The 20,357-nt window shown below is 61.9% G+C and carries 17 protein-coding genes; 15 read left to right on the forward strand and 2 right to left on the reverse strand.

What is annotated here, in order from left to right; all coding sequences use genetic code 11:
- Nucleotides 1-205 precede the first annotated feature (205 nt).
- From ABV589_RS15575 to ABV589_RS15625, 11 genes are all read left to right on the forward strand, one after another.
- Nucleotides 206-1,558 carry a TolC family outer membrane protein gene (locus tag ABV589_RS15575; protein WP_007961502.1) on the forward strand — a complete coding sequence of 451 codons (1,353 nt, stop codon included), beginning with the start codon at nt 206-208 and terminating at the stop codon, nt 1,556-1,558.
- Between the two features lie 42 nt (nt 1,559-1,600).
- A complete protein-coding gene (locus tag ABV589_RS15580) occupies nt 1,601-3,757 on the forward strand; it encodes a type I secretion system permease/ATPase (protein WP_027611114.1) in 2,157 nt (718 codons plus the stop codon).
- Nucleotides 3,747-5,114 carry an HlyD family type I secretion periplasmic adaptor subunit gene (locus ABV589_RS15585; protein ID WP_007961500.1) on the forward strand — a complete coding sequence of 456 codons (1,368 nt, stop codon included), beginning with the start codon at nt 3,747-3,749 and terminating at the stop codon, nt 5,112-5,114. The genes ABV589_RS15580 and ABV589_RS15585 overlap by 11 nt, the downstream gene beginning before the upstream one ends.
- Before the next feature lie 370 nt (nt 5,115-5,484).
- Entirely contained in the window at nt 5,485-6,381 is an 897-nt protein-coding gene (locus ABV589_RS15590; protein ID WP_041070923.1) for a TauD/TfdA family dioxygenase, read from the forward strand.
- A gap of 18 nt (nt 6,382-6,399) precedes the next feature.
- Nucleotides 6,400-7,425 carry an ABC transporter substrate-binding protein gene (locus ABV589_RS15595; RefSeq protein WP_367082344.1) on the forward strand — a complete coding sequence of 342 codons (1,026 nt, stop codon included), beginning with the start codon at nt 6,400-6,402 and terminating at the stop codon, nt 7,423-7,425.
- A gap of 5 nt (nt 7,426-7,430) precedes the next feature.
- The gene (locus ABV589_RS15600; protein WP_367082346.1) at nt 7,431-8,291 is read left to right on the forward strand and encodes an ABC transporter ATP-binding protein; all 861 of its coding nucleotides are present in this window, start codon (nt 7,431-7,433) and stop codon (nt 8,289-8,291) included.
- Nucleotides 8,292-8,311: 20 nt separating this feature from the next.
- Nucleotides 8,312-9,178 (forward strand): ABC transporter permease, encoded by an 867-nt coding sequence (locus ABV589_RS15605; protein ID WP_003220459.1) that lies wholly within the window; start codon nt 8,312-8,314, stop codon nt 9,176-9,178.
- A gap of 202 nt (nt 9,179-9,380) precedes the next feature.
- Nucleotides 9,381-10,298, forward strand: coding sequence for a LysR family transcriptional regulator (locus ABV589_RS15610; RefSeq protein ID WP_367082348.1), 918 nt, complete (start codon nt 9,381-9,383; stop codon nt 10,296-10,298).
- 220 nt (nt 10,299-10,518) lie between these two features.
- Nucleotides 10,519-12,057 (forward strand): MFS transporter, encoded by a 1,539-nt coding sequence (locus ABV589_RS15615; RefSeq protein ID WP_367082350.1) that lies wholly within the window; start codon nt 10,519-10,521, stop codon nt 12,055-12,057.
- 26 nt (nt 12,058-12,083) lie between these two features.
- Nucleotides 12,084-13,154: an HlyD family secretion protein gene (locus ABV589_RS15620; RefSeq protein WP_367082352.1), complete on the forward strand. Its 1,071-nt coding sequence runs from the start codon at nt 12,084-12,086 to the stop codon at nt 13,152-13,154.
- Nucleotides 13,151-14,725: an efflux transporter outer membrane subunit gene (locus ABV589_RS15625; protein ID WP_367082354.1), complete on the forward strand. Its 1,575-nt coding sequence runs from the start codon at nt 13,151-13,153 to the stop codon at nt 14,723-14,725. The genes ABV589_RS15620 and ABV589_RS15625 overlap by 4 nt, the downstream gene beginning before the upstream one ends.
- Before the next feature lie 97 nt (nt 14,726-14,822).
- Here ABV589_RS15625 and ABV589_RS15630 read toward each other — a convergent pair whose 3' ends face one another.
- Both ABV589_RS15630 and ABV589_RS15635 read right to left on the reverse strand, forming a co-directional pair.
- Nucleotides 14,823-15,128 carry an XRE family transcriptional regulator gene (locus ABV589_RS15630; protein WP_098966556.1) on the reverse strand — a complete coding sequence of 102 codons (306 nt, stop codon included), beginning with the start codon at nt 15,126-15,128 and terminating at the stop codon, nt 14,823-14,825.
- Nucleotides 15,121-15,486, reverse strand: coding sequence for a type II toxin-antitoxin system RelE/ParE family toxin (locus ABV589_RS15635; RefSeq protein ID WP_367082356.1), 366 nt, complete (start codon nt 15,484-15,486; stop codon nt 15,121-15,123). The genes ABV589_RS15630 and ABV589_RS15635 overlap by 8 nt, the downstream gene beginning before the upstream one ends.
- Before the next feature lie 168 nt (nt 15,487-15,654).
- On the opposite strand from ABV589_RS15635, the gene ABV589_RS15640 reads away from it, so the two are divergent.
- The 4 genes from ABV589_RS15640 to ABV589_RS15655 are packed head-to-tail and all read left to right on the forward strand — an operon-like array spanning nt 15,655 to nt 20,353.
- Nucleotides 15,655-16,434, forward strand: a complete 780-nt coding sequence (locus ABV589_RS15640; RefSeq protein WP_367082358.1) for an efflux RND transporter periplasmic adaptor subunit — start codon at nt 15,655-15,657, stop codon at nt 16,432-16,434.
- Nucleotides 16,431-17,750: an HlyD family efflux transporter periplasmic adaptor subunit gene (locus tag ABV589_RS15645; RefSeq protein ID WP_367082360.1), complete on the forward strand. Its 1,320-nt coding sequence runs from the start codon at nt 16,431-16,433 to the stop codon at nt 17,748-17,750. Before ABV589_RS15640 ends, ABV589_RS15645 begins: the two co-directional genes overlap by 4 nt.
- Complete coding sequence (locus ABV589_RS15650; protein ID WP_367082362.1) at nt 17,751-19,847, forward strand: biotin/lipoyl-binding protein; 2,097 nt, start codon at nt 17,751-17,753, stop codon at nt 19,845-19,847. It abuts the gene before it with no gap.
- A gap of 11 nt (nt 19,848-19,858) precedes the next feature.
- The gene (locus ABV589_RS15655) at nt 19,859-20,353 is read left to right on the forward strand and encodes a GNAT family N-acetyltransferase (protein WP_367082364.1); all 495 of its coding nucleotides are present in this window, start codon (nt 19,859-19,861) and stop codon (nt 20,351-20,353) included.
- Nucleotides 20,354-20,357 lie beyond the last annotated feature (4 nt).

Below are 20,357 nucleotides of genomic sequence, written 5' to 3' on the forward strand. Positions count from 1 at the left end.
GCCAAACTATTGACCTTCTGGGTGCCATCCTAAACAATCGCCCCACTAATGTCACATTGATATTTCCGCGGCGACCTGTCCCTCAGCGTGTGATCCAGTTCCTAATTTGAACTTTCCGACATACGGTCATTCCGGTTGCCAATCATCCGACGCAGCAGCACGTTTTGCTGTGATTCAAGACAAGAAGTCCTGGGAAATCTTTACCATGCGTTTGCACTTGTTCAAGGCTCTACCGTTCGCCCTCGCCGCCTCTTTCGTCCAAGCACAATCCTTACCAGAAGCCATGCAGCAGGCACTGGATGTCCATCCGGAAATCCAGGCGGGGGTCAACAGTCGTTTGGCCGCGGATTATCAATTAAAGGCAGCCAAAGGTGGATACCTGCCCAAGGTCGATCTGCTAGGCGGTTATGGCCGTGAGGGCACCGACAGCGTGACCACTCGCGCCAACGGTGGTGGCAACCACTGGGAAACTTTGAACCGTAGCGAGTCAAGTTTACGTCTCTCGCAAATGGTTTTTGACGGTTTTGCCACGTCCAGCGAAGTCGGGCGTCAACAAGCCACCGTCAACTCCCGCGCCTATTCGCTGCTCGGCACTTCCGAGCGCACCGCACTGACCGTCGCCCAGGTCTATCTGGACGTTCTGACCCGCCGCGAATTCGTGCGTCTGGCCGAAGAGAACCTCAAGAGTCACCAACGCATTTACGATCAGATCCAGCTACGCACCCAGCGTGGCGTTGGTAGCGGCGCTGACCTTGATCAGGCTGAAGCGCGGATGGCTCAGGCCCGCAACAACCTGATCACCGAACAGACCAACCTCGCCGACTCCGAGACCAACTTCCTCAGTGCCGTCGGCCAGATGCCTGACCAGTTGGAGCGCCCGGCGCCGTTCATGGCGATGATGCCGGCCAACCTCAATGAAGCCCGTACGCAGATGCTGGAAAACAGCCCGATCCTGCGCTCGGCCGAGTCCGATATCGCCGCTGCCGAAAAGCAGTACGAAACCGCCAAGTCGACCTTTTACCCACGTTTCGACGCCGAGCTGGGTCGCACTGCCGACAACGATCTCGACGGTCAGAACGGCCACAACAACGAATGGCAGGCCATGCTGCGCATGCGCTTCAACCTGTACTCCGGTGGCAGCAACAAGGCTGATCTGGAATCCAAGTCGTACCTGTCGAACCAGGCGCTGGACATCCGCAACAACGCCCTGCGTCAGTTGAACGAAGAGCTTGGTCTGGCCTGGAACGCCCTGAACAACGCCAATGCGCAGGTGCCGATTGCTCAGCAGTACGTTGATCACAGCACCGCCGTGCGTACCGCCTACCAGCGTCAGTTCAGCCTCGGCGAGCGCACCCTGCTCGATTTGCTCGACAGCGAAAACGAGTTGTTCACCGCTTCGCGCCGTTTGGCCGAGATCAAGAACATTCAGTTATTTACTCAATACCGAATCAAGGCGACCATGGGCGAATTGCTCAAAAGCCAGGGAGTGGTCGCACCGTTGGCATCCGTCGTGCAGAACGATGTGAAGCCGAAGGTCCAACTGCCGGGTATGAATTGAGCAGAACCTTCATTGTTCAATTGTTAGCCAAGAGTGCCGAGCGTGGAATCAGAAGTCAGTCGAGTTCAACTCATTCATGATCCGCGCGCGATGCACGACGATCCGTTACTGGATGGTCTGCTCGCTCTATGCATGTTGCACCAGAAGCCGGCCAGTGCCGCGATGTTGACCACTGGCCTGCCGCTGCCCAAGCAGCGCCTGAGTGTCGAGTTGCTGCCCCGCGCAGCGGCTCGCGCCGGGCTGCAGGGCCGGGTGCTGCAACGCAAGCTGGAAGAGATTCCGGCGATTGCCATGCCGGCGCTGTTGCTGCTCAAGGATGGCCGCAGTGCTGTTCTGCTCGGCTGGCAAGGTGACAACGAAGCCCGGGTGCTGCTCAGCGAAAGCGATGGCGGCGAATCGGTGGTCAGCCGCGAACTGTTGGCCGACGACTACACCGGCAAAGTGTTCTTCGCTCAGCCGCAGCACAAATTCGACGTCAACCACGGCACGCTGATCCCGCGCGCTCGCTCGTGGTTCCGCGATACCCTCAAGCGTTCGCGCTGGCTGTATGCCGATGCGATCGCCGCGAGTTTCCTGATCAACATCATCGCCATGGCCGCGCCGCTGTTCGTAATGAACGTCTACGACCGCGTGGTGCCGAACCAGGCCGAAGCGACCCTGTGGGTGCTGGCGCTGGGCATCACCGGTGCCTATATCTTCGACCTGATCCTCAAAAGCCTGCGCAGCCTGTGCCTGGATCTGGCCGGCAAGAAAACCGACCTGATCATCTCCGCGACGCTGTTCGAGCGCATCGTCGGCATGGCCATGAAGTACCGCCCGGCGCGGGTCGGCAGCTTCGCGCAGAACATCCATGAGTTTCAGAGCCTGCGCGACTTCCTCGCCTCGTTGACCCTGACCAGCCTGATCGACCTGCCGTTCACCATTCTGATCTTCATCGTCATCGCGATTCTCGGCGGGCATCTGGTGTGGATTCCGGTGCTGGCGTTCCCGATTGCGCTGTTGATCGGCTACGCGTTGCAGAAGCCGTTGGTCGCGACCATGGAACGCACCATGGCCCTCGGCGCCGAGCGGCAGTCGAGCCTGATCGAAACCCTTGCCGGCCTCGATGCGGTCAAGGTCAACAACGCCGAAAGCGAACGTCAGTACCAGTGGGAACAGACCATCGGCACCCTCAGCCGCCTCGAACTGCGGGTGAAAATGCTCTCCGGTCTGGCGATGAACATCACCTTGCTGATCCAGCAACTGGCCGGGGTGATCATGATCGTCTTCGGCGTGTACCAGATCATCGCCGGCAACCTGAGCATGGGCGGCCTGATCGCCTGCTACATGCTCAGCGGTCGTGCGCTGAGTCCGCTGGCGTCGCTGTCCGGGCTGCTGACCCGCTACCAGCAGGCGCGGGTGACCATGACGTCGGTCGATCAGATGATGGAACTGCCGCAGGAGCGCAATTTCGAAGAGCGTCCGCTGAGCCGCAAGGTGTTGCAGGGCGCGATCGAGTGCCGTCAGTTGAACTTCACCTACCCGGAACAGCAGAACCCGGCGCTGAAGAACATTAATCTGGTGATCCGTCCCGGCGAGAAGATCGGCATCATCGGTCGCAGTGGTTCGGGCAAGAGTTCGCTGGCGAAACTGTTGGTGGGCCTGTATCAGCCGGACGACGGCGCGTTGCTGGTGGACGGTGTGGATATCCGCCAGATCGACGTCAGCGAGCTGCGCTACAACATCGGCTACGTGCCGCAGGACATCCAGCTGCTGGCCGGTACCCTGCGTGACAATCTGGTCTCCGGCGCGCGCTATGTCGAAGACGAGCTGGTACTGCAAGCTGCCGAACTGGCCGGCGTCCACGAATTCGCCCGCCTTCACCCGCAAGGTTATGAACTGCAAGTCGGCGAGCGTGGACAGAACCTGTCCGGTGGCCAACGACAGAACGTTGCACTGGCGCGGGCGCTGCTGCTCAATCCGCCGATCCTGCTGCTCGACGAACCGACCAGCGCCATGGACAACACCGGCGAAGAACGCCTCAAGCAACGCCTGGCCGCCGTGGTTGAAAACAAGACCGTGGTGCTGGTGACGCACCGGGCCTCGCTGCTGTCGTTGGTCGACCGCCTGCTGGTGGTCGACCGTGGACAGATTCTCGCCGATGGCCCGAAAGCCGCCGTGATGGAAGCGTTGAAGAAGGGGCAGATCAGTGTTGCTTAAGTCGGGTGTCAAAGAGTCGATCCGTCGCTACTTCAAGGGTTCTGCCTCGCTGCAGGGCCAGCCGCTGCCGGAGGTCAACAAGGCGCTGATCGAGGACGCCCCGCGCGTCGTGCGCCTGACCATCTGGGCAATCATCGGCTTCTTCCTGTTCCTGCTGCTGTGGGCCAACTTCGCCGTGATCGACGAAGTGACCAAGGGTGACGGCAAGGCGATTCCGTCGTCGAAAATCCAGAAAATCCAGAACCTTGAGGGCGGGATCGTCTCGGAAATGTTCGTCAAGGAAGGACAGATCGTCGAGGCCGGTGCACCGCTGATTCGTCTGGACGACACGCGATTTGCCTCCAACGTCGGCGAAACCGAGGCCGATCGGCTGTCGATGCTGTTGCGTGTCGAACGCCTGAGCGCCGAGGTCGATGACCGTCCGCTGAACTTCCCGGAAGACGTGCTCAAAGCCGTGCCGGGTCAGGCGAAAAGCGAAGAATCGTTGTACATCAGCCGGCGTCAGCAACTGCACGACGAGATCGGTGGTTTGCAGGAGCAGTTGATCCAGCGTCAGCAAGAGCTGCGCGAGTTCAGCTCCAAGCAGGCGCAATACCGCCAGCAACTGGGCCTGCAACGCCAGGAAATCAACATGTCCGAGCCGCTGGTGGCGCAGGGCGCGGTATCGCCGGTAGAAGTGCTGCGGCTCAAGCGTGCCGAGGTGGAAACCCGTGGTCAGCTCGACGCAACCACGCTGGCAATCCCGCGCGCTGAATCAGCGATCAAGGAAGTCCAGCGCAAGATCGACGAGACGCGCGGCAAATTCCGTAGCGAAGCGCTGACTCAGCTCAATGAAGCCCGTACCGACCTGAACAAGGCCCAGGCCACTGGCAAGGCGTTGGAAGATCGGGTCAGCCGGACGCTGGTCACCTCGCCGGTACGCGGCATCGTCAACAAGTTGCTGGTCAACACCATCGGTGGGGTGATCCAGCCGGGCAGCGACATGGTGGAAATCGTGCCGCTGGATGACACCTTACTGGTCGAAGCCAAGATCCGTCCGCAGGACATTGCCTTCCTGCATCCGGGGCAGGAAGCGATCGTCAAATTCACCGCGTACGACTACACCATTTACGGCGGGCTGAAGGCCAAACTGGAGCAGATCGGTGCCGACACCATCACCGACGAAGACAAGAAAACCACCTACTACATCATCAAGGTGCGCACCGAGCGCAGCCACCTGGGCACAGATGACAAGCCGTTGCTGATCATCCCGGGGATGGTCGCGTCGGTGGATATCATCACCGGCAAGAAATCGGTGTTGAGTTACCTGCTCAAACCGATCATCCGGGCGCGGGCCGAGGCGTTGCACGAGCGTTGATTCTCTAGCGGTCATCAGGGCCTCATCGCTGGCAAGCCAGCTCCCACAGAGTTTCCGGTTGGAACACGATTGTGTGCTCGACATCGGAAACTGTGGGAGCTGGCTTGCCAGCGAAGGCGCCAGTGAAGTTGCCACATTACGCATAGAAGTGACACAAATCGTCACTCACCATCCAGTCCATTCCTCACCATCCGCCATATCGTTATTCATTAACGGTATTTAATTTCCTTTTCTTATAGCTTTAAAGTCATCCCCCTGCGTACCTGCCGACCAATCGGCGCGCCGCACGACCTGAACCGACACGCAATCCAGCGTGAGTGTCTGATCGACGTGCGCGCCCGTGAGCGCGCCGTGCGTGGGAGATTGAGAGATGTCCGCAGCTACTGCCACCCCAAGCGCCGCGACTGCCGCGCCGCAAAGCTTTGAAATTCGCCCGTTCAGCGGTGCCGTCGGTGCCGAGATCATCGGCCTGGACCTGACCCGGCCGGTCAACGATCAGGACTTCGCGCGCATACATCGTGCGCACCTGGATCACCACGTCGTGGTCTTCCGCGATCAGCGCATCACTCCGCAACAGCAAATCGATTTCAGCCGCCGTTTCGGCGTGTTGCAGATCCACGTGCTCAAGCAGTTCCTGCTGGCCAATCACCCGGAAATCCTCATCGTTTCCAACATCGTCGAGAACGGCCAGAACATCGGCCTCGGCGATGCCGGCAAGTTCTGGCACTCCGACCTTTCCTATAAGGAGCTGCCGAGCCTTGGCTCGATGCTGCATGCCCAGGAGTTGCCGTCCGAGGGCGGCGACACCTTGTTTGCCGACATGCACAAAGCCTGGGACAACCTGCCTGAGGCGCTGCGTAAAGCCGTGGAAGGCCGCTCGGCCGCGCATTCCTACACCGCGCGTTACAGCGAGACCAAATTCGAAGGCAACTGGCGCCCGACCCTGACCCCGGAGCAACTGGCGCAGGTCGCCGAAGTGGTGCACCCGATCGTCCGCACTCATCCAGAAAACGGCCGCAAGGCGTTGTTCGTCAGCGAAGGTTTCACCACGCGCATCGTCGGCCTGCCGGAAGACGAGAGCAAACAACTGCTCGCCGAACTCTATGCCCACAGCGTGCTGCCGCAAAACATCTACCGCCATCAGTGGCAGCCCCACGACATGGTGTTCTGGGACAACCGTTCGCTGATCCACCTAGCCGCCGGCTGCCCTGCGCACCTGCGCCGCAAGCTGTATCGCACGACCATTCAGGGCGACGCGCCTTTCTGATTTGCCGGAGATCCGATCATGTCCAAACGTCTTCCATTTGCACCGCTGGCGGCGGCCATCGGCCTGGGTTTCAGCCTGCTTGCCGGCAGCCTGGTGGCGCCAACCGTGGCCCACGCCGAAGGTGAAATCCGCATCGCCGAACAGTTCGGGATCGTCTATTTATTGCTCAATGTGGTGCGCGATCAGGGCCTGATCGAGAAGTACGGCAAGCAGCAAGGCCTCGACATCAAGGTCGACTGGACGCAGCTCTCGGGCGGCGCGGCGGTCAACGATGCGCTGTTGTCCGGTTCCATCGACATTGCCGGCGCCGGGGTCGGCCCGTTGCTGACCATCTGGGATCGCACCCACGGCAAGCAGAACGTCAAGGCCGTGGCCTCGCTCGGCAATTTCCCTTACTACCTGGTGAGCAATAATCCCAAGGTCAAAACCATTGCCGATTTCACCGAGAAGGACCGCATTGCGGTGCCGGCGGTGGGCGTGTCGGTGCAGTCGCGCTTCCTCCAATACGCGGCGGCCAAGCAGTGGGGTGACAAGGAATTCAATCGCCTCGACAAGTACACCATCGCCGTGCCGCACCCGGATGCGACCGCTGCGCTGATTGCCGGCGGCACCGAGCTGACCGGGCATTTCTCCAACCCGCCGTTCCAGGATCAGGCGCTGCAGAACCCGAACGTGCACGTGGTGCTCAACTCCTACGACATCCTCGGCCCGAACTCGCCAACCGTGCTGTTCGCCACCGAGAAATTCCGTAACGAGAATCCGAAAACCTACAAAGCCTTCGTCGAAGCGCTGACCGAGGCCGCGCAATTTGCCCAGAACGATAAGGGCGCGGCGGCGGACACCTACATCCGCATGACCAAGGCCAAGATCGACCGCGCCGAGCTGCTGAAAATCATCGACAACCCGCAATTCGAATTCAGCGTCACGCCGAAAAATACCTACCCACTGGCCGAATTCCTCTACCGCGTCGGTGCGATCAAGAACAAACCGGAATCGTGGAAGGACTATTTCTTCCAGGACGCCAAACCGCTGCAGGGGAGCTGATCGAGATGAACGCCCCTTTGCAAGGCCACGCGGCCAGCAACCCGATCGCCAGTACGCAAGCGCTGCTGGCGGTGGATAACGTCAGCCTCGAATACCGCACCCCGCAACGGGTGGTGCGCGCCACGCATCAGGTCAGTTTCGAAATCGATCCGGCGGATCGCTTCGTGCTGCTCGGCCCGTCTGGCTGCGGCAAGTCGACTTTGCTCAAGGCGGCCGCTGGTTTCATTGCACCGAGTGAAGGCGAGATTCGCCTGCAAGGTCAGCGGGTCGATGGACCCGGTCCGGACCGGATCGTGGTGTTCCAGGAATTCGATCAACTGCCGCCGTGGAAAACCGTGAAACAGAACGTGATGTTTCCGCTGCTGGCCTCGCGAACCTTGAACAAAAAAGACGCCGAAGCACGTGCACTGCACTATCTGGACAAGGTCGGTCTGGCGGCGTTCGCCGATGCTTATCCCCACACTTTGTCCGGCGGCATGAAGGCGCGGGTGGCGATTGCCCGCGCGCTGGCGATGCAGCCGAAAATCCTCTTGATGGACGAGCCGTTCGCCGCACTGGACGCACTGACCCGGCGCAAGATGCAGGAAGAGTTGCTGCTGCTTTGGGAAGAGGTGCGCTTTACCTTGCTGTTCGTCACCCACTCGATCGAAGAGGCGCTGGTGGTCGGCAACCGCATCCTGCTGCTGTCGCCACATCCGGGGCGGGTGCGTGCTGAAGTGCACAGCCATCAATACGATCTGCAAAGCCTCGGCGGCGTGGCGTTTCAGGAATCGGCGCGGCGCATTCACCGTTTGCTGTTCGATGAAGGGCAGTCGCCGGAAACCGAGCGTGACCATGACTTCAACGACATTCGTATCGCTTATTGAGCGTTCTGGAGGATTGCCCGATGAGCCAGCCATCGTCTGTACGTCAAGAGTTTGAAACCGTCCTTGAACCACTGACCAGCGTGCCGCTTGAGCGCGAACTGCCGCTGGGCCAACGCCTGTGGCAACAGGGCTGGTTGCGTAAGAGTGTGATCCTGATTCTGCTGGCGATTCTCTGGGAAGTGATCGCCCGGGTGCAGAACAACGACCTGCTGCTGCCAAGTTTTCTGCAGACGAGTCATGCGCTGTACGACGGTCTGCTCAGTGGTGAGTTGCTGGGCAAGGTGTGGATATCGTTGGTGGTGCTGATCAAGGGTTACCTGATCGGCATCGTGCTGGCGTTCGCCCTGACCACGCTGGCGGTGTCGACGCAGTTTGGCCGGGATCTGCTGAGTACCCTGACCTCGATGTTCAACCCGCTGCCGGCGATTGCCTTGCTGCCGCTGGCCTTGCTCTGGTTCGGGCTGGGGCAGAACAGCCTGATTTTCGTGCTGGTGCATTCGGTGCTGTGGGCGCTGGCGTTGAACACCTACGCCGGTTTTCTCGGTGTCTCGGAAACCCTGCGCATGGCCGGGCGTAACTATGGGCTGAAGGGCATGCGTTTTGTGCTGTTCATCCTGATCCCGGCAGCGCTGCCGTCGATCCTCGCCGGGCTGAAAATCGGCTGGGCGTTTGCCTGGCGCACGCTGATCGCCGCCGAACTGGTGTTCGGTGCGACCAGTGGCAAGGGTGGGTTGGGCTGGTACATCTTCCAGAACCGCAATGAGCTGTACACCGACAAGGTGTTTGCCGGGTTGGCGGTGGTGATCCTGATTGGATTGCTGGTGGAGAATCTGGTGTTCGATACGCTGGAGCGGGTGACGGTGAAGCGTTGGGGCATGCAGCGGTAATTTGTGCTGTTCCCACCGGCACCATCGCGAGCAGGCTCGCTCCTACAAGGGGTCTGCGTCGAACACAAAATTTGTGATCACCGAAGATCAAATGTAGGAGTGAGCCTGCTCGCGATAGCGTCTCTAATTGGCGCCGCTTAACTTGAGAGATGTTTGCTAGCATTGCACCTGGATCAATCCATATCAGCCACGAGTGCTCTGCATGCAACTCCCGGACATGAACCTCCTGGTCGCCCTCGACGCCCTGCTCGACGAAGGCAGTGTGGTCGGCGCCGCGCGGCGGATGAACCTCAGCCCCGCCGCCATGAGCCGCACCCTGACGCGCATTCGCGAAGCCATCGGCGACCCGATCCTGGTGCGCGCTGGCCGTGGCCTGGTACCAACCCCCAAAGCCCTCGAATTGCGCGAGCAGGTGCGCGATGTGGTCGAGCAGGCGGCGCTGCTGTTTCGCTCGGCCGACAGTGTGGAACTCGGCACCCTGCGCCGGCGCTTCAGCATCCGCGCCAACGACTTTTTCATCGGCGTGTACGGCGGCAAGCTGTTCGATACCCTCGACCAGCAGGCGCCACACTGCGAGTTGCGCTTCGTCCCCGAGGGCGATGGCGACGACGAAGCGCTGCGCGAAGGACGGATCGATCTGAGTGTCAGCAACACCCGTCCGGTAACCCCGGAAGTCAAAGTGCAGAACCTGTTCTCCACGCATTTCGTCGGTCTGGTGCGTGAGGATCATCCACTGCTCGACGGCGAAATCACTGCCGAGCGCTATGCCGGTTTCTCCCATATCAGCATGTCGCGCCGTGGTATTGCTCGTGGCCCCATCGACACTGCGCTGAATGCACTGGGCCTGGAGCGGCGGGTGGCGGTGATCGCCCCGAGTTTCCACGCGGCGATGTTTGCCTTGCCGGATTCCGACCTGATCCTGCCGGTGCCCAAGGAAGCGTTGCTCAGCGTGCGCCGACTGGGCCTGAAGCTGCGCTCGTTCAATCTGCCGATCCCGTTGCCGACACTGATGCTGACCCAGGCCTGGCACCCGCGCTTCGACAAAGACCCGGCGCACCGCTGGCTGCGCGAAACGCTCAAGGCCTGTTGTGACGAGACGTGGCTGGCCGCGCAACCCTGATCCCACAAACCACGCAAAACTCTGTAGGAGTGAGCCTGCTCGCGATAGCGGTGTATCAGTCGCCAAAAGTATCGACTGAAATGGCGCCATCGCGAGCAGGCTCACTCCTACAGGAAAATCGTTGTGTCTGACGCACTTATAACCTGCCAATAAGTCAATTTTCGTCAGCAGTAAGCCTTACTAAAATGCTCCGGTATTTTTCCTTCCGGAGTGTGTATCCATGACATCCCTGACGGCCTCGGCGCCCATCGCTGCGGCCAGTCCGGCGACGGCGGCCACGCCACCGGTGTTCGGCGCGCGGATCATCACCGGCCTGGTTGGCGTACTGCTGGCGGTGCTGGTCTCGGGCCTCAACGAAATGGTGACCAAAGTTGCGCTGGCCGACATTCGTGGCGCGCTGAACATCGGTTACGACGAAGGCACCTGGCTGGTGTCCTGCTACGCCGCGACTTCGGTGGCGGCGATGGCGTTTGCACCGTGGTGCTCGGTGACCTTTTCGCTGCGCCGTTTCACCCTCTGCGCGATCAGCCTGTTTACCCTGCTCGGCGTGTTGTGCCCGTTCGCCCCGAATTACGAAAGCCTGCTGCTGATGCGCACCCTGCAAGGGCTGGCGGGCGGTGCGTTGCCGCCGATGCTGATGACGGTCGCCCTGCGCTTTCTGCCAGCCAATTTCAAACTCTATGGCCTGGCCGGTTACGCGTTGACGGCGACGTTCGGCCCCGGGCTCGGCACGCCACTGGCGGGTTTGTGGAGTGAATACGTCGGTTGGCAATGGACGTTCTGGCAAATCATCGTGCCGTGCCTGATCGCCATGGCGATGGTCGCCTGGGGCATTCCGCAGGATCCGCTGCGCCTGGAACGTCTAAAGACATTCAACTGGAAAGGCCTGCTGCTGGGTTTTCCGGCGATCTGCATGCTGGTGATCGGCTTGCTCCAGGGCAATCGGCTGGACTGGTTCGAATCGAACCTGATCTGCGCATTGCTTGGTGCCGGCTCGCTGCTGCTGGTGGCGTTTCTGATCAATGAATGGTCGCAGCCGATTCCGTTTTTCAAGTTGCAGATGCTCGGCATCCGCAACCTGTCGTTTGCCCTGATGACCCTGGCCGGGGTGCTGGTGGTATTGCAGGCGGTGGTGCTGATTCCGTCGAGCTATCTGGCGCAGGTGCAGGGTTATCGCCCGGTGCAGACCGCGCCGATCATGCTGATCGCCGCGCTGCCGCAGTTGATTGCACTGCCGCTGGTGGCGGCGTTGTGCAACCTGCGCTGGGTCGATTGCCGCTGGGTGCTCGGCATCGGTTTGAGCATGTTGACCCTGTCCTGCCTGGGCGGCTCGCTGCTGACCTCGGAGTGGATTCGCGACAATTTCTACGTCCTGCAATGGCTGCAGATTTTCGGTCAGCCGATGTCGGTGCTGCCGTTGTTGATGCTCTCGACCGGCAGCATCCAGCCGCAGGACGGGCCGTTCGCCTCCGCTTGGTTCAACACGGTGAAAGGCCTGGCGGCGGTGATCGCCACCGGCGTCATCGAAGCGCTGACCACCGCGCGCCTGCATTTCCACTCGACCATGTTGATCGACAACCTCGGCAATTCACCGCTGGCCGATCGCAGCGATCCGGGCCTCGCCCATCGCCTGCACGAACAGGCGGTGGTGCTGACTTCTTCTGATCTCTATGTGTGCATGGCTGGCGTCGCAGTGGCGCTGATCCTGCTGATTTTCTGGCTGCCGACGCGGATCTTTCCGCCGCGCGCGCCGACCTGATGGCTGTACTGAAACAGAAGGTTTTTATGACGACTCAAGCAAAGCAAAAACTCGCGGTGGCCGTGGCCGCCGCACTGGCGGTCGGCGTGCTGGTGTACCTGGCGATGCCCGGTCTGTTCGGCAAGCGTACTCAGCAAAACACCAACGATGCGTTCGTTTCCGCCGATTACACCTTGGTGGTGCCGCGCGTGGCCGGGTTCATCAAGGAAGTGCTGGTGGAAGACAACCAGCAAGTCAAGGCCGGGCAATTGCTGGCGTTGATCGATGATCGCGATTTGCGCGCCGCCGCTGAAGCGGCCGATGCGCAAACCCTGGTCGCCCGTGCCCAGCTGCAAAACGCCCGTGCCACGCTGGAACGGCAGACCTCGGTGATCGCTCAGGCGCAGGCCTCGGTGGTCTCGGCCAAGGCGGAAATGGCCTTCGCCCAGCAGGAACTCAATCGCTACAACCACCTCGCTGGCGTCGGCGCCGGCACGGTGCAGAACGCGCAACAGGCCCGCACGCGCATCGATCAGGCGAGCGCTCGGCTCGATACCGCCAGCGCGAAACTGGCGGCCGAGCGCAAGCAGGTGGAGATTCTCACGGCGCAGCGCGATGCTGCCGAAGGCAATCTGAAGCACGCGCAGGCGGCGCTGGAAATCGCCAGTTTCGAGCTGTCCTACACGCGCATCACCGCGCCGCAGGACGGCATGGTCGGCGAGCGCGCAGTGCGTGTCGGCGCTTATGTCACGCCGGGCAGCAAGCTGCTGGCGGTGGTGCCGTTGCGTCAGGCGTATGTGGTCGCCAACTTTCAGGAAACCCAACTCACCGACGTGCAGGCGGGGCAAGACGTGCAGGTACGCGTCGACAGTCTCGGCGGCGAAGCGTTGAGCGGCCGCGTCGAGAGTATCGCCCCGGCGACCGGCGTGACCTTCGCCGCTGTGAAGCCGGACAACGCCACCGGTAATTTCACCAAGGTCGTGCAGCGGATTCCGGTGAAGATCCTGCTCGAACCGGGTCAGCCGTTGGCCGAGCGATTGCGTGTGGGCATGTCGGTGGAGGCGAGCATCGATACCCGCAGTCCGGCGGCGTCGGAGCGTGAGGTAACTCAGCGATGATTCTGCATAAAAACCTGTGGCGAGGGAGCGTGCTCCCGCTGGGTTGCGAAGCGACCGCAAAAATCGCGAGTGCTACGCACTCGAGCGGGACGGTGCGACGATTCGACAAGCTCCCTCGCCACAAAAGTCTGTTTCAGTCACTTGTTGTGGTGAGCTTGTTTGGCCTCAGCGCCTGCACCGTCGGCCCGGACTTCCACAAGCCCGAAGCCACACAGATCGCCGACTGGGCCAAACCCGTGAAGGCCGCCGCTAGTCGGGTGGTCAGCGAACCGCTGAACGAACGCTGGTGGGAAGTGTTCCATGATGCGCAACTCTCGGCCCTCACTCAGCGGGCGATGAGCAGCAACCTCGACCTGCAATTGGCCAGCAGCCGTTTGCAACAAAGCCGTGCCGCGCGCCAGGTGATCACCGCTGATCGTTATCCATCGACGGCAGCCACCGGCAGTTATGCACGCGAACGCAACAGCGGCAAAGGCTTGAGCGACCCGTCCGGGCACAATGGGGATTCCGCCTTCAACCTGTGGGACGCAGGTTTCTCCGCCTCCTGGGAACTGGATTTCTGGGGCCGTGTTCGCCGCGAAACCGAAGCCGCCGACGCCAACCTCGAAGTCGCCGAAAATGATCGTCGCGGCGTGCTGCTCGCGGTCCTCGCCGACACCGCGCAGAACTACATCCAGCTCCGCGGTGTGCAGAACACCCGCGCGGTCACCGAGCAGAACCTCGACGTCGCCCGGCACAGCCTCAAGCTGTCGCAACTGCGCCTCAACGACGGTGTAGCGACCGATCTCGACGTCGCCGAAGCCGCCGCGCAGGTCGCGGCCATCGAATCGCGCCTGCCGGCCCTTGAGCAGCGTCAGTCGCAACTGATCAACGCGATCAGCCTGTTGATGGGCGAAGCGCCCCAAGCGCTGGCCAAGGAGTTATCCACAGACGGTGCGGTGCCGCAGTCACCGTTGCAAGTCGCCATCGGCCTGCCGTCGCAACTGGCCGAACGCCGTCCGGACATCCGTCAGGCCGAGGCGCGCCTGCACGCCGCCACCGCCAACATCGGCGTGGCCAAGGGCGATTTCTATCCGCGCATCACCCTGTCTGGCAACCTCGGCTCGCAAGCAATGCAACTGAGCGATTTCGGCTCCTGGGGTTCGCGCGCTTTCGGTATCGGCCCGCAATTGAGCCTGCCGCTGTTCGACGGCGGACGTCTGCGCGGCATGCTGCAACTGCGTGAAGCTCAGCAACAGGAAGCGGCCATCGCCTACCAGCAGACCGTGCTGCGCGCCTGGCATGAAATCGACGACCAGTTGACGGCCTACAACGCCAGCCAACGCCGCCGCGACAGCCTCGCCGAAGCCGTACGCCAGAACCAGATCGCCCTGCGCACCGCGCAACAGCAATACGTCGAAGGCGTGGTCGATTTCGTCAACGTGCTCACCGTGCAAGGCGCGTTGCTGGCAACTCAGGAGCAGTGGGTGGAGAGTTCGACCGGGGTGTCGCTGGCGATGGTCGGGTTGTACAAGGCGTTGGGTGGGGGATGGGAGGCGGTTTACCCGGCGGGGGGTATGGCTCAGCGCTGAGATTGCACCAGAGGGAGCAAATCGGCGAATTCGATTTGCTGCGGTACGGCTATTCGCACAGTTGGACGATTCACAGGTTGAAACAGGTTACGGATGCTCAGCCTGCGAAGTTTTCGATTTTGATTTGTCCGTCAGGAAAGGTTGCGATGATTTCAAGTTCGCCACCCATTGCCCGGATGTAGTTGCGCAACGTGCTGATGTACATATCGGTACGGCGCTCCATTTTTGAGATCGCCGCTTGATTGACGTGCAGCATTTCAGCCAGCGTGGCCTGGCTCAGGGCCTTGGCTTGTCGCAGTTCGTTAAGCGGCATTTCCTTGATGTGTTGTTCGTAGATCGAATCGGCAAGCGCCCGGGCTTCGGGTGTCATGCGTGCTTCGAGGTCGGCGAATTTCTTAGCCATTGTTGCAACCCTCTTTGCGCAATGTTTCGAGATGCTCATCGTACAGTCGATCGGCGAGCGGGACGTTGAGTTCATACCAGCGATCCTGACCGGTTTTATCTCCACCGATCAAAAGCAGCGCGCAGCGTCTTGGATCAAACGCGTAGAGCACGCGATACGGTCGCCCGCCATGCTGGACGCGCAATTCCCGTAAATGACCATGCCGCGCTCCATTGATTGCACTGCTATGCGGAAAACGCAGGCCTGGGCCGAATTGCCCAAGCAGTTTGACGCTTGCCGCCACAGAGCTCTGCTCGCTCTCAGACAGTTCTTCCCACCAGTTGCCGAACTCGTCGGTGTATTCGATATCCCAATTCATGGGCACTAATATGATCGTTATGGAATATTCCATCAAAGTCATATTTTCGATGGGTGACCATAGCGCTTCGCTCGGATTACAGCAAGCGTAACGGCACAGTGATGGCCTTTCGCTTGACGCTATTCCCCGCTGTCGTAGACTCCGCTCATCCGTCAGGGAGTAGCGGTTATGCAGCGTTTGCGCGGTTGGGTTATCGGATTGACCTTTGTCACGTGTGCAGTTCAGGCGCAAACGCCCGGGCCAGACGATCCGCTGCTGGATAACGCAGCGCCTGCGGCAACCACGGCGAGCAGTGAGGCGCGGGGGGTGTTGCGCGCTCGGGATCAGGCGGTGCTGGCCAGCGAGCTGTCGGGGCGGATTGTCGAGTTGCCGTTCAGCGAGGGCGAGTCGTTCAAGAAAGGCGATGTGCTGGCGCGCTTCGACTGCTCGGCGTATCAGGCTCAGCTCAATGCTGCGCAGGCGGCCAATCGCGGTGCCGGTGAAGAGCTGGCGCACAACAGGCAGTTGGCCGCGCTCAATTCCGTCGGGCGTTTCGAAGTGGCGCGGGCCGAGGCCAAGGTCAGCGAAACCCAGGCGCAATCTCAGGTTTATCAGGTTCAGGTCAAACGCTGCAGCGTGGTCGCGCCATTCGACGGGCAAGTGGTGGAGCGCAAGGTCCAGCGTTTCGAAAGCGTGGCGGCCGGCGCGCCGCTGCTGGACGTGGTGGATAACCGCACCCTGGAGATCCACCTGCTGGTGCCGTCGCGCTGGATGGCCAGACTCAAACCCGGCCAGACCTTCAGCTTTATCCCCGACGAAACCGGCCAGTCGATCGATGCCACGGTCAAACGCCTCGGCGCGCGCATCGACGAAGGCAGCCAGACACTGTTGCTGGTCGCCACGCTTCCCGAAGCCAAGGGCTTGCTTGCCGGCATGAGCGGCACGGCGCACTTTGCGGAGCTTAAATGAACGCCCCGGTCGCCGGCGGTGCCGAGCAGGTATTCGCGCGATTCCTTGACCTCGAACGCCAGACCCGCGCCGCCCGCGATGCCTCGCAACTGGCCTACAGTCTGGTCAATGACGGCCAGTCGCTGTTCGGCTTTCGTCATGCAGCGTTGCTGATTGCTGGCAAGGTGCAGGCGGTGACCGGCGTCAGCGCGGTGGAGCCGAATGCGCCGTTCGTGGCGTTTGTCGAGCAGGCCGTGGCGCAGTTGTTCCAGCAGGATGTGCTGAAGCAGGCACGGGTGATTGCGCCGCAACTGCTTGCCGAGTCGATTCAGGCCGACTGGCGCTCGCTGTCGGCGGCGCAGGTGTTCTGGCTGCCCTTGATCGACCGCCAGGGCGAAGTGTTCGGCGGTCTGTGGCTGGCCCGCGATGTGCCGTGGAACCCTTCCGAACAAGTGCTGCTGTCGCAACTGGGCGACACCTACAGTCACGCCTGGCTGGCGCTGCAGCCGCGCAAACCGTGGCGTCTGCGCTGGACGCGCAAGCGTCAGGTGGCGCTGGTGGCGGTGCTGTTGCTCGGGTTGCTGATCCCGGTGCGCCAGTCGGTATTGGCTCCGGCGGAAGTGGTGCCGCAGGGCGGGCGCGTGGTCGCGGCGCCGCTGGACGGGGTGATCGCCGAGTTTCTGGTCAAGCCCAATCAACCGGTGAAAACCGGCGACCTGCTGCTGCGGTTTGAAAGCACCACCCTCAAGGCCCAGGCCGATGTCGCCGAGCGTGCCTTAGGCGTCGCGGAAGCAGAGCTGAAATCCAACTCGCAACGTTCGTTTGCCGATGCCGAATCCAGTGCCAGGGTCGATTTGCTCGCCGCCCGCGCCGAGCAAAAACGCGCCGAGCGCGATTACGCCCGCGAACTGCTGGCGCGCAGCGAAGTGCGCGCGGAGCGTGACGGAATCGCAGTGTTCGCCGATGCCGAGCGCCTGACCGGCAAACCGGTGCAGACCGGCGAGCGGTTGATGGAAATCGCTGACCCGAATCAGGCCGAACTGCGCATCGAACTGGCGGTGGGCGACGCGATTGCGCTGGCGCCGGGTGCCGAAGTCGCGCTGTTTCTCGACAGCGATCCGTTGCAGCGCCACCTCGCCACGCTTGAGCGCTCGGCCTACGAGGCGCAACCGACGGCGGGCGGGCAGCTTGCATATCGCCTCGATGCCAATTTTGCTGATGCGCCACCGCGTATCGGCCTGCGCGGCACGGCAAAAATTTTCGGTGATCGCGCCCCGCTGGCCTTGTACCTGCTGCGTCGGCCACTGGCCGGTCTGCGCCAGAGCGTGGGCCTGTAAATGAATCTGCCGAGCCTGCGTGCCGACCTGCAACTGTCGCCCGCGGCGCCGGCACTGGACGGTTCACCGCGCTGGACCCTGGCCGATCCGGTGCGCGGTCGCTATTTCAAACTCGGCACGGCGGCGATGCGTCTGTTGCGGCACTGGTCGCTGGGTGATGCCGAACAGGTGTTGCGCGCCGCCAATCGTGAACCGGGCCTGCCGCTGGACGGCGTCGAGTTGGAGCAACTGCTGACGTTTCTACGCGGGCATGACCTGATCAGCGCCCTCGACGATCAGCAGCGTGCCAGTTACTCGCTCAAGGCCCTCGCGCAACGGCAGAGCCTGTGGAAAATCCTGCTGCATCAATACCTGTTTTTCCGCATTCCGTTGTGGCGCCCGGACGCCTTTCTCAACCGCGCTTGGCCCTGGCTGGAGCGCTTCGGCCCGCGCGTGCTGCGTTACGGTTTACCGCTGACGCTGGGGCTGGGGGTGTTTCTGGTGTCGCGGGACTGGCAACGATTTGTCGGCACGTTCCCGCACCTGTTCAGCCTCGGTGGCGCGTTGGCGTTCGGCGTTGCGTTGTTCTTTGCCAAGCTGTGCCACGAGTTCGGCCATGCGTTCATGGCCAAGCGCGCCGGGTGTCGGGTGCAGAGCATGGGCGTGGCGTTCATGGTCTTGCTGCCGATGTTCTACACCGATGTCAGCGATGCCTGGCGGGTCAATGATCGGCGCGCGCGATTGCTGATCGGTGCGGGTGGGGTGCTCGCGGAACTGCTGCTGGCGTGCATCGCGCTGCTGGCCTGGTCGCTGTTGCCCGATGGTCCAGGGCGCACGGCGGCGTTCATGCTCGCCAGCGCCACGTGGATCACCACGCTGGTGGTCAATCTCAACCCGTTCATGCGTTTTGATGGCTATTTTCTGCTCAGTGACCTGTGGGAGGTCGACAACCTTCAGGGGCGAGCCTTTGCCCTGTGTCGCTGGCGGTTGCGCGAGTTTTTGTTCGGCTATGGCGCTGCGGCGCCGGAGCCTTGGTCGCCGAAGATGCAACGGCGTTTGCTGATCTGGGGGTATGGCTCGTGGTTGTGGCGTGCGGCATTGTTTTTCGGGATCGCGCTGGCGGTCTATCACCTGTTTTTCAAGGTGTTGGGGATTTTCCTGATGCTGGTGGAACTGGTGTGGTTCATCTTTCTGCCGATCATGAATGAGTGGCGCCAGTGGTGGAGCCGCCGCGAACAGGCCCACGGTGCGCGCGTGCTGCTGAGCAGTCTCGCTGTGCTTGGTCTGCTGCTGGTGCTGAGCGTGCCGTGGCGCAGCGCGGTGGAACTGCCGACGATGCTTGAGGGCGGTCGGGCCAGTGCGTTGCATGCGCCGGTGGCGGCGCGGGTCAAAACAGTCAAGGTCACGGACGGGCAGACAGTCGCTCAGGGTGATGTGTTGATCGAACTGGAGTCACCGGATCTCGATTCGCAGCAGGCCATCGTCCGCCGGGAAATCCAGATCCAGCAATTGCTGATGCGCCGACAGGCCGGTCGCAGTGAAACCGCGGCCGACGCCAGTATCATCGAGCAACGCCTCGCCGAAGCCGTGGCGCAATACCGTGGTCTGAGCGCTCGACGCGAGCGCCTGCTGTTGCGCGCGCCCCATGCCGGCACTGTGCGTGACGTGCTGCCAAACCTGACGCCGGGGCGCTGGCTGTCGAGCAAGGATGCGCTGGCGCGGGTGGTCGAGGACGGTTCGCGCCTGCGCGGCTATATCGCTGAAGCCGAGTTGTGGCGGGTCAAACCGGGTGCGACCGGGCGGTTCATCGCCGATGATCCGATGCACCCGGCGATCAGCGTAAAACTGGATGAAATCGATACCAATGGCGTGGCCTATGTCGATCAGGAAGCGCTGACCTCCGATCATCACGGGCCGATAGCCGTGCGCCGCGATCAACAGCAACGAGCCGAACCTGTACAGGCGCAATATGGCGCGCGATTGACTACGCTGGATCAGCCACCTGCCCCGGTTCAGCCGTTGCGCGGTGTGGTGGTGCTGCAGGGCAGCGGCGAGTCGGTACTCGGCGTGGCCTGGCGCCGGTTGGCGGCGCTGGGGGTCAGGGAAAGCGGTTTCTAGGGAGCGTGAACATGGCGAGCAACGCGGATGTGACGGCAGACGGATTGGTGGTGCGACCTGCGCGGGCCACCGACGAGCCGTTTTTGCACCGCCTCTATCAGTCGGCGCGCCCGGATCTGCAATGGATCGACGGCGAGCAGGAAGTGGTGCAGCAAGTGCTCGCCCAGCAATTTCAGGTGCAGGAACAGGGCGTGGGTGAAAACCATCCCAACGCCATGCACTACGTCGTGGAAAAACTCGGCACGGCCATCGGAGCGCTCAGCACCGACTTCGGCCCCAATGAAATCCGCGTGCTGTACATCGCCTTCATCCCGCAGGCGCGGGGCCAGGGTTACGGACGCGCGGTTTTGCAAGGCGTGCAAAAGGCCGCGCAGCAGGTCCGTTGCCCGGTGGCAACGGTGGTCTGGGCCAACAACCCCCACGCGCGGCAACACTACCTGGCGTTGGGCTTTGCGGTGGAGGAGCGTAATCCGGCGGCGGAGCGGCTGGTGTGGTATCCGCAATGAGGCG

Source organism: Pseudomonas sp. HOU2 (genome assembly GCF_040729435.1).
Taxonomy (GTDB): Bacteria; Pseudomonadota; Gammaproteobacteria; order Pseudomonadales; family Pseudomonadaceae; genus Aquipseudomonas.